This window comes from Chroococcidiopsis sp. CCALA 051 (assembly GCF_003015105.1).
GTDB lineage: Bacteria > Cyanobacteriota > Cyanobacteriia > Cyanobacteriales > Chroococcidiopsidaceae > Chroococcidiopsis > Chroococcidiopsis thermalis.
The window spans coordinates 1-13,325 of sequence record NZ_PYCI01000080.1 but is presented as its reverse complement, the minus strand read 5'-3'; the positions used below and the strand labels follow the sequence as shown (position 1 = coordinate 13,325).

The window sequence follows — 13,325 nt, the reverse complement described above, 5'->3', positions numbered from 1 at the left end:
ACATCTGTACGTCCCTACAACTGACGATTCGCTACTTAGCTAGCTGAGACGGGCGTGCCGTCAGCGTGCAATAAAGCACGTTTAGGTCCGTGGATTGGGTCTTCCACGATGATAGTTTGGTCGCGGCTAGCGCCGAGAGAGACGATCGCGATCGGTACTTCCATTAACTCTGCCAGAAATTTCAGGTAATCGAGCGCTTGTCTGGGTAGATCGTCTAACGTGCGACAATCAGCTGTCGATCGCTGCCATCCTGGTAAAGTTTTATAAATCGGGCGGACTTTGGCAAATTGGCGGGCGTTGCGAGGGAAGTGTTCGTAGCGATCGCCATCTATTTCGTAGGCAACACAAACTTTGATTTCTTCGAGCGTGTCGAGGACATCTAACTTCGTAATTGCCAAGCAGTCTATGCCGTTCACTCGCACGGCATAGCGACCGATGGTGGCATCAAACCAACCGCAGCGCCGTTGCCTTCCGGTAGTCGTACCAAATTCTGCCCCGCGATCGCACAATAGTTCGCCAATTTCTCCATCCAATTCTGTGGGAAATGGACCCTCTCCTACCCGCGTCGTGTAAGCCTTCGCTACGCCAATCACGCGATCGATCGCCGTTGGACCTACCCCTGTCCCAACACAAGCCCCTCCCGCTACGGGGTTAGAAGACGTGACGTAGGGATAAGTGCCGTGATCGAGATCCAGCAGCGTACCTTGAGCGCCTTCAAATAATATGTTTCGTCGCCGCTGAATTGCATCGTAAATTTTCAGCGAGGTATCGACTACGTGGGAACGCAAACGTTCGGCATAACCCAAATATTCGTCAATGACGGCTTCTGGATCTAAAGGTGGTAGATTGTAAAGCTTTTCGAGAATGACATTTTTATATTCAATTGCCCACTGTAACTGTTCTCGCAGTCCTACCGAATCCATTAAATCGAGAACTCGAATTCCCGTCCGTTCTGATTTATCGGCATAGGTAGGTCCAATTCCTCGCCCTGTCGTGCCAATTTTATAATTACCCCGTCTCTCTTCTGCCGCGCGATCGATCAGCCGATGATAAGGCATGGTGACATGAGCGGTTTCAGAGATAAACAAGTTATCTGTAGAAATATCTAAACTTTCTAGCCGATCGAGTTCCTCAATCAAAACTTTTGGGTCGATGACCGTACCGCAGCCAATAATGCACTCTGTCTTAGAATACAGAATTCCAGAGGGAATCAGATGCAGCTTGAAAGTCTGATCTTGGACAACAATCGTGTGTCCGGCGTTGACTCCCCCTTGGTAACGAACCACAATGTCAGCGGAGCGACTGAGTAAATCCGTGACCTTTCCTTTTCCTTCATCGCCCCACTGGGCTCCTATAACAATGACGTTAGCCAAGGGTATTTCTGAATGTTAGAGTTGACACAATCTACAACTATAGTCGCAGATTGTATCTGGTGTCAAGTTGAAAAGAAGGGTGTATGGTGTGGGGACAAGTCACGAGTATTTCCCTGTGCTTCCCTGCTCGATCGCTCCCTATTCACTGATAACTTTTCGCTGTAGGATTATTAACCCCTAGTTGACGCTCGGGAGAGACGATCGCACCTGTTACTCTTTGTAACCTCGCTCCCAAGGAGAGCAATTTGACTTCTAGTTTCTCGTAACCGCGATCGAGATGGTGCAGTCCTTGAATTGTTGTCTTACCTTTTGCTGCTAGTCCTGCTAGTACCAAAGCGGCTGAAGCGCGAAGATCGCTAGCGACAACTGGCGCACCAGATAGTAGCGGTACTCCCCGCACGACAGCAATATTGCCCTCAACGCGAATATCTGCCCCCATGCGATTGAGTTCGGCGACGTGGCGCAGGCGGTTTTCAAATACAGTTTCGGTAATGACGCTATCGCCCTCGCTCAAACTCAGCAAAGCCATGAACTGCGCTTGCATGTCTGTAGGAAAACCAGGGTAAGGCAGAGTTTTAATATCCGTTCCCCGTAATCCTTCACCAGGGACAATACGAAGGCAGTCAGGTGCATCGGCAACAATCTGCACTCCAATTTCTTGTAATTTGGCGATCGCCGGGGTGAGATGGTCGGGAATAACTGGCGCTAATGAGATCTCGGAGTTGGTGATGGCTCCCGCTACTAAAAAAGTTGCGGCTTCCACGCGATCGGGAATAATTGCATAGTCTGTTGAGTGCAAGCGGGGAACGCCCGAGATCGTAATTGCTGTAGTTCCAGCTCCCCGAATGCGCGCTCCCATAGAGTTACAGAAATTAGCTAGATCGACAACTTCTGGTTCTTGAGCAGCGTTTTCAATGACTGTTTCTCCTTCAGCTAATGTCGCCGCCATCATCAAGGTTTCTGTTGCACCGACGCTGGGATAGTCTAAATAGATTTTGGCTCCTTTCAATCTCCGGCTACTGCCAGCGACGTAGGCATTGACCATACCATGCTCGATCTGGACATCTGCCCCCATTGCCTGTAAGCCCCGGACGTGCAAATCAACTGGTCTAGCTCCAATCGTACATCCACCAGGTAAGGGGACTTGAGCATATCCCTGGCGAGCTAGTAACGGACCAATGGTAAAGAAACTTGCCCGTAGTTGACTGACAATTTCGTATGGAGCTTGAGATGTGCTGAGATCGCTAGCATCAATATCTAATACATCACCGTGTTGAGAGATTTTTACTCCCAGCGATGATAACAACTGACCCATGCGCGCCACATCCACGAGTGATGGTACGTTACGGATACGACAGTCTTGAGGACAGAGCAAAGCACCAGCGATGATAACAAGGGCAGAATTCTTTGCTCCGCTGATTTTGACCTGACCTGCCAAAGGATGCCCGCCCCAAATTTCCAGTACGGCTGGATCGACTTCTGGTGAAGGCTGCGGTCTAATTGAGTTATGGGTAGTAGTAATGGCTCTGTCCTCCGAATCTAGTTAATCCGTACCCGAGTTGGCAAAAATTTGGTTTAGATTTTACCTTGAGATGGTAAAAGTTTAAACTGTGAATTTTCTTATCTCTGCTACAAATATCTGGATCTATCTCGGTATTTCTACAGTTGCTGCCCTCTAAAGTTTTTGCTTTAGTCAAAAAATTTTAGATTTGGTCATTAGTTACTTGTGAGTGGCTAGTGGCTAGTGGCTAGTGGCTAGTGGTTTGACTCTTTTCTAGCCACTAGCCACTGATAACTGACAACTGAAAAACCTTGACAAACACAGATATTTAAGTGATGATGAGAAATTGCGCCCACCGAGGGCGAAGGCAAGCGGAACTGGCGGAATTGGCAGACGCGCATGATTCAGGTTCATGTGCCGAAAGGCTTCCGGGTTCAAGTCCCGGGTTCCGCATCAATTTGGAGTTTTGGTTACTAGCAACGAGCTATTAGCTTTATATGTTTAGCCTTATATGTCCTGTGAATCTAGTTGGCAGTTAATTACTACCACGATAGTTCCGAATCGTCAATAGTAGATTTTATATATGATCGCGAGTTTGCAAAATCCTCTGGTCAAGCAGATGCGAAAGCTGCACTCTGCCAAACAGCGATCGCAACAGGGTGTTTTTCTCTTGGAAGGAACGCATTTGTTAGAGGAGGCTTATGCAGCGAAGTATCCCTTGGAATGCGTCTGTTGTACTTCCCAATGGCAGGAAAACCATCAACAGCTTTGGCAGCAGATTAGTCAATCGGGATCGCGGATAGAGATTGTTACTCCAGAGATTTTGCAGGCGATCGCAACTACAATCAATCCTGATGGAGTTGTAGCGACGGCAACCAGGCAGCAAGGGCGAGAAGTACCCCATACAGGCATCAGTTTAGCTTTAGAGACGCTGCAAGATCCTGGGAATTTGGGAACGATAATTCGCACGGCGGCGGCGGCTGGTGCATCGGGGCTGTGGTTGAGTAGGGATAGTGTAGATTTGGACAATCCCAAGGTGTTACGAGCTTCCGCTGGGCAGTGGTTTCGATTGCCGATGGTCGTGAGTCAAGATCTGCGGCAAACTGTACTCCAGTGTCAGGCGGCGGGAATGCAAGCGATCGCGACTTTACCTACTGCAAAGATGACATATTGGGAAGTAGACTGGCAGCGTCCAAGTGTCATTCTTTTGGGAAATGAAGGAGCTGGATTATCAGCAGATCTAGCGGCAATGACAGATCTACAGGTACAAATTCCCCTCTGTGCAGGGGTAGAGTCGTTGAATGTGGGAATCGCAGCAGCGTTGCTGTTATACGAAGCACAACGACAGCGATCGCAGCAACAGGTAGAGTCTACTTAACAAAACAATTGCAGCCAGCACCAAGCGGATCGGCACGGACGATGACTTCTGTACCGTTAGCTAGTCTGGCAATAAAAGTTACCTGACCGAAATCGTTAATTCCATCTGTAGATAAAGCAACACTTTGTACCGTATAACCAAATAAAGAATCGCCAGCAGCAATAACTTTATGTTTGACAGGATCGGAACCAATAAAAATTCCTTCGCCACCTGTATCTAGTTGAGCAAAAAATGCAACCGTACCGCGATCGTTAATTGTAGGGGGTACAGCGGCAGAATTATAATTGTTCCCACTGCTAAAGCTGCTGTAGGCTCCGTTAGTATCGGCAACAGTAGTTATTTTAGTGCCGTTACTCTTCAAGATTGCTGCCTTAGTAGGATTAAACTCAGCCGTGTATTCGCTTGTCGGTTTGATTTCCAAAGCAACATATGCAACCGTTCCTCGGTTATTGAGCGAGGGAGAGAAAGCGCCATTCTTAGGAGCCATGACATACAAAGGATAAGTAGTACTGGATAAAGTTGTAGTTTTTGTCCCTTTGTTGGCAAAAATTTCAAAGGCTCTACCACTTTGAGATCTGTAGACGATCGTGCCGCGATCGTTAATATTGGCTGAATCTACAGTGGACAATCTAGCGTCACTTGCTTCAGCAATCAGCCTACCATCACTACTCAATACACCAATACCACGCATATTCTGAGCGACATAAGCAATAGTGCCTCGATTATTAAGTGCCAAAGATACAATGCGATCGTAGGCAGGATAGCCACTCTCAGGTGATGGCTTGTAAGCAGGAACTTGAGTTACCTTACCATTTGTACTAGTAAAAATCGTTTCCGTTGGATACTCTCTGGTGGTAGTTCCCCTTGCTGGTGTGGCAACAAAAGCAACGGTTCCAGTATCGTTAATAGCGATGGGACTACCGATACTTTCATATAAACCAACGTTTTCGGCAATCGTTGTTATTGTCTTGCCCGTACTGGTGTATGCTCCTAATGCTCCGTCCGTATTGGCACTAAAGGCAACGGTTCCAGCATTGTTGATAACAGGCAATCCAAAGCTGCTAAAAGAACTACTCGTATCAGCCATCTTTTGGTAAGCGTACTTGGAAGACTTGACAGCAATCGCTCCACTATCGATTAAGCTCAAACTCAGACCAATGGCTGCTACTGCAATACAATTTTTTGACTTCATAACTATCTAACGCTGAAAAGAATACAAAACGCATGAAATTTCATAAATGTCAGCGGTCAACCATTAACCATCAACCGTCAACAATCTGAAAATTCAGCTATTTTGTTAAAACTTAGCTAGAGCGCGATCGTCAATACATCCTAAACGAACCCCCACAACTCCATATAAAAATTTACAGTAGAAGAAATATGAAAGATGCTATATTAATGGATTGTGTCGAATTAAAGCTAGTTCATGCCTAAACTGAAAACTCGCAAAGCAGCGGCAAAGCGGTTCCGTGCCACAGGTACTGGTAAGATCGTGCGTCGTAAAGCTTTCAAAAATCACATTTTGGAAAAGAAAACGACTGCTAGAAAGAATCGTCTCTCAAAAGCAGCACTCGTACACGAACGCGACGAGCAAAACGTTCGGATGATGCTCCCTTATTTGTAAGTTACTAAGGAATTCTATTCATGACTAGGGTAAAACGCGGTAACGTTGCCCGCAAACGCCGCAAAAAAATTCTCAAACTCGCGAAAGGATTTCGCGGTTCTCACTCGACTCTGTTCCGCACGGCAAATCAGCAAGTGATGAAAGCATTGCGGAGTGCCTACCGCGATCGCCGTAAGCGCAAGCGCGATTTTCGTCGCCTGTGGATCGTGCGGATTAATGCAGCGGCGAGACAGCACGGTATGAGCTACAGTCAATTGATGGGGAGTCTCAAGAAAGCTGAGATTCAAATTAACCGCAAAATGTTGGCACAATTGGCAGTTCTCGATCCGGCTAGCTTTGCTAAAGTTGCAGAACTCGCAAATCAAGCAAAATAAAGGATAAAGGATGAAGGATGAAGGCAGAATGAAGGTAAGTAGAAGCATGACGAACTGTTTGCACTTCTTTCTTCTACTCTTCCCTTTAACCTTTACCCTTTACCCTTTCACATTTAAAAGCAACGCTGCCGAGTTTAAAGAGATTCAACAGCGGGGCTATCTTTTAGTGGCTGTGAAAGATAATTCACCTCCTCTAGGCTTTCGCAATCGACAAGGAAAGTTGCGAGGATTGGAAATCGAACTGGCTCAAAAATTAGCAGCGGATTTATTGGGAAACCCAGCAGCAGTAAAATTTATTCCAGTTGCAAACCGCGATCGCCTCAATGCGGTAATAGAAGATAAAGTCGATTTAGCGATCGCCCAAGTCACAGCTACAGATTCGCGATCGCGTTTAGTTAGTTTCAGTCCACCTTACTACATGGATGGTGCGGCAATAATTGCTAAAAAAGCAACAGCAGAAAGTCTCAACGATGTTGCCAAGAAAACAGTTGCCGTCCTCAAAGGTTCTTCCACAATTCCAACAATAAAATATTTGTTACCGCAAGTACAGTTATTAGGCGTTGATTCCTATCAACAGGCGCACGCATTGCTAGAGTCTGGCATAGCAGCCGCCTTTACAGCCGATGCCAGCGTGTTGAGCGGTTGGGTGCGAGAATATCCCCAATATGAGATTCTACCAACATTATTGTCAGCCGAACCGTTAGCTGTAGTCATGCCAAAAGGATTGCAATACGACAGCTTGCGACAACAAGTCAACGCTGCGATCGCCCGTTATACTACTGCGGGCTGGCTGCGACAACGGGCGGAATTTTGGGGCTTACCTGTAGATAAATTACGCAAATAAGAAGGATTGGAAGACTTCTTTCAGCCCCTTTAAAAAGGGGTTGGAGGTTCTTCTTTGCCGTAAACAAAAAACAAAACACCATAAATCAAACAGATGGAAATGTAAAACTCGTAAAACTCAACTCATTAATCTCATTCCACCTATAAACTTGGGCGCGGAACGCATTCCATTGCTGGTAAATCTGTTTAAAAGTCGCATCTTTAGCAGCATTTTCAGATAACAAATCGGTAGTTGCCTTTTGTGCTGCTTGCATAATTTCTTTAGTATAAGGAGTTAGCCTTGTTCCGCCCTTCACGAGCCGTTCTAATGCTGCCCCATTTAAAGCATTGTATTGAGCCAAATTATCCATATTGGCATCTGTAGCAGCACTCTTGAGAATTTCTTGATATTCCTTTGGCAGCTTGTCCCAAGCAGCTCGATTGACCAATACTTCCCAAGTTGGTCCTGGTTCCCACCAACCCGGGTAATAATAAAACTTTGCTGCCTTATTTAAACCCAACTTTTCATCATCATAAGGACCAACCCATTCTGCTGCATCGATGGCGCCTCGGTCTAGTGCTAGATAAATCTCTCCGCCAGGTAGCACCTGCACGTTCACGCCCAAGCGCGACATCACCTGACCTCCCAAGCCAGGAATTCTCATCTTTAAACCGTTCAAGTCGGAAACTGATTTAATTTCTCGCTTGAACCAGCCACCCATTTGCGCCCCAGAGTTACCAGCCGGAAAATTAATCACGTTGAAATCAGCATAAAGCTTTTGCATTGCTTCCAAACCACCACCGTGATACAACCAAGCATTCTGCTGCTGGGCAGTTAATCCAAACGGTACGGATGTGGCAAAGGCAAGGGCAGCATTTTTACCAATATAGTAGTAACTAGCGGTGTGACCGCATTCAACCGTTCCTGCTTGGACTGCATCTAGAACTTGCAATCCCGGGACTAATTCTCCTGCTACAAATGGCGTGATGATAAACCGCCCATTTGACATTTCCTGCACCCGCTTGCTGAAGGTTTCCGCACCACCGAAAATCCCCAAAGCTTTAGGCCAACTTGTAGCCATGCGCCATCGTACTTTCGGTAAAGCACCTGCTTGCTGGGCGTTATTGGTTTGCACGCGGACGCAAGCACCTAAAGCTGTGGTGGTAGCAGCAGCCGTAGTCGTTTTGGCAATAAATCGTCGCCGTTTCATTGTTGCTCTAAAAATTATTGCTCTAAAAATTGAGAATCGGTCATCATACTACTGGTTATGTCACCAACAGCACATTTGACTTAAAAGCATGACGATCGTACCACGGCAGCTCGTTATCTCTGTTGCGCGATCGCGTTTATTAATTTAGAAACGGAGAGGAGAGGATTCGAACCTCCGTTGGGTTTGACCCCAAAACTGATTTCGAGTCAGCCGCATTCAACCACTCTGCCACCTCTCCACAGGAGATAGTCTTGCTTTATTTTAGACAAGAATACTATTCTACAGTGCAGATGTCTTGTCTTCAACTGTTTCTACTGCAATCTCAAACTTATCTTTGGGTGTCCACTGCACTGCACCGTCTCTGCCCGTCAAGAACACCTTAGTTTTGCCTTGTTGCAATTCAGCGATCGTTTTCGGATCGAGTTTAGCACTAGAGGCGATCGCCACTTCCGGCTTCACTGCTGCAATCAAGCTAGAATCTAGTTTCTCTCCCGACCATACCAATACCTGAGCATGTGGTAATCTCTCATTCGTTTTCTCGATCTCTCTTTCCCCTAAGATTAGCCAAGTCCTATCTTGGATCTGTATCTGTAGAATCTGTTGTTGGGCATCGAGTAGCTTTATAAATGCCGAACCTGTAGATATTGCTCGCTCTGGAAGCAACTGCTGGCAGTTTGGATCTGTTAGTTTGGCAGTAATCTTTATGCTGCGATCGCGACTAGGACAGTTATAAAAATTTTTTACTGATAAATTTTGCAAAAGTAACGACCAACCATTTATGTTGTTCATCGAATTAGGCTCTGCTGCTACTGCCCAATCGAGCTGATTAATCCCTTGTTGTTGTAAAAAAGGTAAAACTGTAAACCTAGAAGTGGTTTCATCTCCACTATTTAATAATAAGACTTTACTTCGGTCTTGTATAACTAGAACAGGTTCTTTTCCTGCTGCTAAAACAGTAACTCGGAATAAGCTAGCTTGAGTTTGCCAAGCTGGAATGAATACTAAGCTAACCGTGACTAGCCCTACAATCCACCATTTTTTCTGCCACCATTTTTGACTGCAAGTTAAGATAAATAACCCATATATTATTACGAGCTGTAATGAGGATATTATTCCTACAGCGGTTGCTGCTCCTGGCAGTCTAGCAAAAAAATCGACGAGTTCCATGAGGTAATAAGTTGGATAATATAATAACCAAGCTAAAGCACTCCCCATAACTGGATGTATTAACGCTGCGAGCGCACTGATAAAAGCCCCTAAGCTAATAATGGAAATTGGTATTGTTGTTATTATATTAACTAAAATACTATAAGGTGAGATTAAGCCAAAATTGTATATTTGTAGCGGAATTGTCCAGATATAAGCTGAAATTGGCACTGCGATTAAAGTGGCGATCGTAGGTGGCAACCAATCTAGCTTGTTTGTCAAAGCGGGTACTGTTACTATTAATCCTAGAGTTGCCAGAAAACTAAATTCAAAACCTAAATCCCAAATCCAAATAGGATTGATAAATAATAATAAAGTAGCAGCTAATAAAATTAATCCTAAAGGCTGAACTTTTCGTTCTAATGCTAGCGCAGTTAAAGCACCAATTCCCATAATAACTGCTCTTAAAACTGATGGTTGTAAACCTGTAAGGCAGAGAAAAATTAGTAGTGCCGATACTCCAATAATAAATTGAATTCGATTAGAAAAACGCTGAGCGATCGCTAATACTACTCCAAGAATTAGAGATACTTGAAAACCGGATGCAGCTAAAGCATGAGCTAAGCCAACTCGAATAAATGAGTCGCTGACAGAAGATGGTAAGTCAACTACGCGGTTTCCTAAAACCATCGCACTTACCAAAACACCCTCCGGTACGCCTAACCATTGCACTTGAGAGCGAAGAATTTTTTGTCTGACTGTCCACCATCCCCAATTCTTAGTTTTATTATTGATTTCAGAATCAATTAAACTAACCTCTTTTCCCTTTAAACCAGCAAAACTTCCCTCTCTAGCTAAATAAGCCTGAAAATTAAATCCTCCTGGATTATTTGCCGATTTAGGTTTATATAAAATTCCTGTTGTAGTAATTCTTGTTCCTTCATGCAATCCAGTTGCTTGTAATAAAGGTACAGTTGTATATAATTTTCCCGATACATCTTTACTAATATCGTTGCCAATATTTAAATGAAACGCTTCTAGCCAAAATTGCGATCGTTGATTTCTCGTTAAGCGTGGCGTACTAGTAATTGTTCCTTGAACGGTTACAATTTGTACTGAATCTTTAAGAGTGGCAGTTATAAATTTACTAATATCATTCTCACTAGGATGCGGTGTCCTAATTTGAAAATATATAGTTGCACCAAACCCTACTAATCCAGCCAACAACCATATTTGCGGTTTGACTCGCCAAAAGCTATTCAGAAGTTTATTTCTATAACTGCTTCTTCTGCCAAAGCTAGCTAATACTGCTACTACAATTAATATAACCAGTAATCCACAGCTTCCCCATGTGATTGCTGTAGATAATAAACCTAAAATGTAAGCAAGACAGAGTAGAACGCCAGTAATCGGAGCCATCAAAAATGAGTATTTACTTAATTTTTTACTTTAATATATAAAGCTTTAACTGCCGGATTTTTTTCATGGGGTATTGCATTAATTTCAAATACATCAATTGCTCGAATCAAGTCTCCAAGCTTTTTATAACCATAATTCCTAGAATCAAAAGATGAATCTAACTTATTAAGTTGAATTCCTAGTTCTCCCAAACTCGCCCAGCCTTCCTCTTCAGTAATAGAATCATAAGCGGTTTTGACAAGATTTACTAATTTCTGATTTTGCTTAAGTTTTGCACTGTTGTGTGCTTTTCTTTCTGTTGAGGAAAGTTCCGATCTCTGCTCTTCTTTTTCTTCTAATTCTTCTAAATTTTCTGTATAAGTGAATTTATCACAAGCTTTTTGAAAAGGTTCAGGAGTTTTTTTCTCACCAAAGCCATATACAACCAATCCAGACTCTCGAATTCTGCAAGCTAGTTTAGTAAAATCACTATCACTTGAAACAATGCAAAAACCATCAAAATTGCTCGTGTATAGTAGATCCATTGCATCAATAATTAATGCACTATCAGTTGCATTCTTACCTGATGTGTAACTAAACTGTTGTATAGGTTGTATGACAAACTTATGCAGCTTATCTTTCCAGCTACTCAGTTGCGGTCGCGTCCAATCACCATAAATTCGTTTGACGTTAGCAGTACCATATTTTGCAATGTCTTTGAGTAGAGGCTCAACTAAGTTGGCATTAGCATTATCAGCATCAATTAATACAGCTAGCCTGGTCGTTCTAAGTGGTAAGTCTCCCTGCATAGTTCACTTTGGTAGAACTCAGATTTTCATTATCTTATGATTCCCACCAAGTGAACTTTATTCACAAAGCAATTAAATCGCCAAACCCAATCTCAATCCTAAGACAGCATGGAGAAACATCAAACAAAGCGCTGTACTCCCCAAGTAAGCGTGAACTGTGCGTAAAGTACCTTTATCTTTACCAAAACCAAAAAACGCGATCGCTCCATTTACTAGCAGTAACAATAGTACAATTGATCCAGTCCAAAAATGAGGGCTTTCCAATATTGGTTGTTGTTGCATCACCAACGACAGTAAGCCACCAGTATAACCAGCTGCCATAAAGCCAAACATCCAAGGCGCTAGAGTACGGTGAGATATCAAATTTTCAACTGCAACGTCCTTATCTGCAACTATTCTTCCTCGCCACCCCGTAAATCCAACAAAACTACCCATCACAAACACGACAATTCCCATCATTAAAGGATGTCCCCAATGCACGATTGGTTCTGGAATACCCAAACTACGAAACCAAGCGGCAATCGGTTCCAATAGCTCTCTCAGATTATCCATTAGTTTTCTACCCTTTTGCTTTGTGCAGCAGTGGAAACCCTAACGCTTCCCGCTGCTGAATGTACAGTTGAGCCACTTTTCTTGCCAAATGCCGAATTCTGCCAATATAACGAGTCCGCTCCGTAACAGAAATCACTCCCCTAGCATCTAGTAGGTTAAAAGTGTGAGAACACTTCAAAACGTAATCCAAGCTAGGTAAAACCAATGCTCTTTGAGTCAGTTGTTCTGCTTCCTGCTCGTACATGTTAAACAACGTCAGCAACATTTCGGGGTTCGAGGCTTCAAAGTTATACATACACTGCTCGATTTCCCCTTGGAGATGAACGTCTCCGTATGTGATGTTGTCAGTCCATTTCAGTTTTGTAAATGCCTCTACTCCCTGGAGGTACATTGCTAGTCGTTCCAAGCCGTAGGTAATTTCAATTGAAACAGGACGACAATCAATCCCACCGCACTGTTGAAAGTAGGTAAATTGAGTAATTTCCATCCCATCCAGCCAAACTTCCCAACCAGTACCCCAAGCACCGACAGTCGCGTCTTCCCAGTTATCTTCTACAAAGCGAATATCATGATCTTCTGGGTGAATACCCAAAGCTCTTAAGGAATCGAGATATATGCCTTGAATATTCTCAGGAGAAGGCTTAATCAATACTTGGTATTGATAATAGTGTTGAAAGCGATTAGGATTCTCTCCGTATCGTCCGTCTGTAGGACGGCGACAAGGTTCCACATAAGCGACTGACCAAGGTTCAGGTCCCAACGCTCTTAGAAAAGTATGGGGATTTTTCGTACCTGCACCTTTCTCCGTGTCATAGGGTTGGGCAATCAAGCAACCGCGATCGCCCCAAAACTTATTTAGTACAGCAATCACTGATTGAAAGTTCACAAGTCTCGTTCCTCAGCAGCACAATGCATATGTCATTGTCGCTTAAACTATGTGAAATCAGCAGTCTGGGGCGAGCGAAAATATTTTTTTGCCAAGTAGTTGACAAAGATGGAAAAGGGTTGCTAGATTAGTAAAGCGCCACAAGAGAGGCAAGCCGATAGGCGAGCGCTGGAGAGGGCGACCGAACCTAGAAAAGAGTATAGTTTGAAAGCGCCAACAAGCACAAGAGAGTTGGTGTCGAATTAAAAGAG

General features: G+C 44.1%; 12 protein-coding genes and 2 tRNA genes. 5 read left to right on the top strand and 9 right to left on the bottom strand.

What is annotated here, in order from left to right; genetic code table 11:
* Positions 1 to 35: 35 nt before the first annotated feature.
* Together C7Y66_RS18905 and murA are read right to left on the bottom strand one after the other, a co-directional pair.
* Positions 36 to 1,373, bottom strand: coding sequence for an adenylosuccinate synthase (locus C7Y66_RS18905; protein ID WP_106546760.1), 1,338 nt, complete (start codon positions 1,371 to 1,373; stop codon positions 36 to 38).
* 142 nt (positions 1,374 to 1,515) lie between these two features.
* A complete protein-coding gene (gene murA / locus C7Y66_RS18900) occupies positions 1,516 to 2,895 on the bottom strand; it encodes a UDP-N-acetylglucosamine 1-carboxyvinyltransferase (RefSeq protein WP_370143947.1) in 1,380 nt (459 codons plus the stop codon).
* Positions 2,896 to 3,245: 350 nt separating this feature from the next.
* On the opposite strand from murA, the gene C7Y66_RS18895 reads away from it, so the two are divergent.
* Both C7Y66_RS18895 and C7Y66_RS18890 read left to right on the top strand, forming a co-directional pair.
* Positions 3,246 to 3,327: transfer RNA gene (locus C7Y66_RS18895), tRNA-Leu, on the top strand.
* Positions 3,328 to 3,457: 130 nt separating this feature from the next.
* Complete coding sequence (locus C7Y66_RS18890; protein ID WP_106546758.1) at positions 3,458 to 4,252, top strand: RNA methyltransferase; 795 nt, start codon at positions 3,458 to 3,460, stop codon at positions 4,250 to 4,252.
* Here the strand turns inward: C7Y66_RS18890 and C7Y66_RS18885 are convergent.
* Positions 4,245 to 5,444, bottom strand: a complete 1,200-nt coding sequence (locus C7Y66_RS18885; protein ID WP_106546757.1) for a choice-of-anchor tandem repeat NxxGxxAF-containing protein — start codon at positions 5,442 to 5,444, stop codon at positions 4,245 to 4,247. The two genes, C7Y66_RS18890 and C7Y66_RS18885, sit on opposite strands and share 8 nt — an antisense overlap.
* Positions 5,445 to 5,678: 234 nt before the next feature.
* Between C7Y66_RS18885 and rpmI the strand changes: the two genes are divergently transcribed.
* The 3 genes from rpmI to C7Y66_RS18870 are packed head-to-tail and all read left to right on the top strand — an operon-like array spanning position 5,679 to position 7,094.
* Entirely contained in the window at positions 5,679 to 5,876 is a 198-nt protein-coding gene (rpmI, locus tag C7Y66_RS18880) for a 50S ribosomal protein L35 (protein WP_015156854.1), read from the top strand.
* A gap of 20 nt (positions 5,877 to 5,896) precedes the next feature.
* The gene (gene rplT, locus C7Y66_RS18875; RefSeq protein ID WP_106546756.1) at positions 5,897 to 6,250 is read left to right on the top strand and encodes a 50S ribosomal protein L20; all 354 of its coding nucleotides are present in this window, start codon (positions 5,897 to 5,899) and stop codon (positions 6,248 to 6,250) included.
* 10 nt (positions 6,251 to 6,260) lie between these two features.
* A complete protein-coding gene (locus C7Y66_RS18870; protein ID WP_199197516.1) occupies positions 6,261 to 7,094 on the top strand; it encodes a transporter substrate-binding domain-containing protein in 834 nt (277 codons plus the stop codon).
* A gap of 85 nt (positions 7,095 to 7,179) precedes the next feature.
* Here the strand turns inward: C7Y66_RS18870 and C7Y66_RS18865 are convergent, their stop codons facing one another.
* The 6 genes from C7Y66_RS18865 to glyQ all read right to left on the bottom strand — a co-directional run bounded on the left by C7Y66_RS18865 (position 7,180) and on the right by glyQ (position 13,074).
* Positions 7,180 to 8,283 carry a TRAP transporter substrate-binding protein gene (locus C7Y66_RS18865; RefSeq protein WP_106546755.1) on the bottom strand — a complete coding sequence of 368 codons (1,104 nt, stop codon included), beginning with the start codon at positions 8,281 to 8,283 and terminating at the stop codon, positions 7,180 to 7,182.
* A gap of 151 nt (positions 8,284 to 8,434) precedes the next feature.
* Positions 8,435 to 8,521, bottom strand: a tRNA-Ser gene (locus C7Y66_RS18860).
* A 41-nt stretch (positions 8,522 to 8,562) separates the two neighbouring features.
* Positions 8,563 to 10,848 (bottom strand): ComEC/Rec2 family competence protein, encoded by a 2,286-nt coding sequence (locus C7Y66_RS18855; RefSeq protein ID WP_106546754.1) that lies wholly within the window; start codon positions 10,846 to 10,848, stop codon positions 8,563 to 8,565.
* Positions 10,849 to 10,865: 17 nt separating this feature from the next.
* The gene (locus C7Y66_RS18850) at positions 10,866 to 11,636 is read right to left on the bottom strand and encodes an NYN domain-containing protein (protein WP_106546753.1); all 771 of its coding nucleotides are present in this window, start codon (positions 11,634 to 11,636) and stop codon (positions 10,866 to 10,868) included.
* A 72-nt stretch (positions 11,637 to 11,708) separates the two neighbouring features.
* A complete protein-coding gene (locus C7Y66_RS18845; RefSeq protein ID WP_106546752.1) occupies positions 11,709 to 12,188 on the bottom strand; it encodes a DUF4079 domain-containing protein in 480 nt (159 codons plus the stop codon).
* Positions 12,189 to 12,195: 7 nt separating this feature from the next.
* Positions 12,196 to 13,074, bottom strand: a complete 879-nt coding sequence (gene glyQ / locus C7Y66_RS18840; RefSeq protein ID WP_106546751.1) for a glycine--tRNA ligase subunit alpha — start codon at positions 13,072 to 13,074, stop codon at positions 12,196 to 12,198.
* Positions 13,075 to 13,325 lie beyond the last annotated feature (251 nt).

What these genes read in the sequence shown, in the direction of transcription:
- C7Y66_RS18890 (WP_106546758.1), top strand. Translation starts at nt 3,458, where the DNA reads ATGATCGCGAGTTTGCAAAATCCTCTGGTCAAGCAGATGCGAAAGCTG.
- C7Y66_RS18885 (WP_106546757.1), bottom strand. Translation starts at nt 5,444, where the DNA reads ATGAAGTCAAAAAATTGTATTGCAGTAGCAGCCATTGGTCTGAGTTTG.
- rpmI (WP_015156854.1), top strand. Translation starts at nt 5,679, where the DNA reads ATGCCTAAACTGAAAACTCGCAAAGCAGCGGCAAAGCGGTTCCGTGCC.
- rplT (WP_106546756.1), top strand. Translation starts at nt 5,897, where the DNA reads ATGACTAGGGTAAAACGCGGTAACGTTGCCCGCAAACGCCGCAAAAAA.
- C7Y66_RS18870 (WP_199197516.1), top strand. Translation starts at nt 6,261, where the DNA reads ATGAAGGATGAAGGCAGAATGAAGGTAAGTAGAAGCATGACGAACTGT.
- C7Y66_RS18865 (WP_106546755.1), bottom strand. Translation starts at nt 8,283, where the DNA reads ATGAAACGGCGACGATTTATTGCCAAAACGACTACGGCTGCTGCTACC.
- C7Y66_RS18855 (WP_106546754.1), bottom strand. Translation starts at nt 10,848, where the DNA reads ATGGCTCCGATTACTGGCGTTCTACTCTGTCTTGCTTACATTTTAGGT.
- C7Y66_RS18850 (WP_106546753.1), bottom strand. Translation starts at nt 11,636, where the DNA reads ATGCAGGGAGACTTACCACTTAGAACGACCAGGCTAGCTGTATTAATT.
- C7Y66_RS18845 (WP_106546752.1), bottom strand. Translation starts at nt 12,188, where the DNA reads ATGGATAATCTGAGAGAGCTATTGGAACCGATTGCCGCTTGGTTTCGT.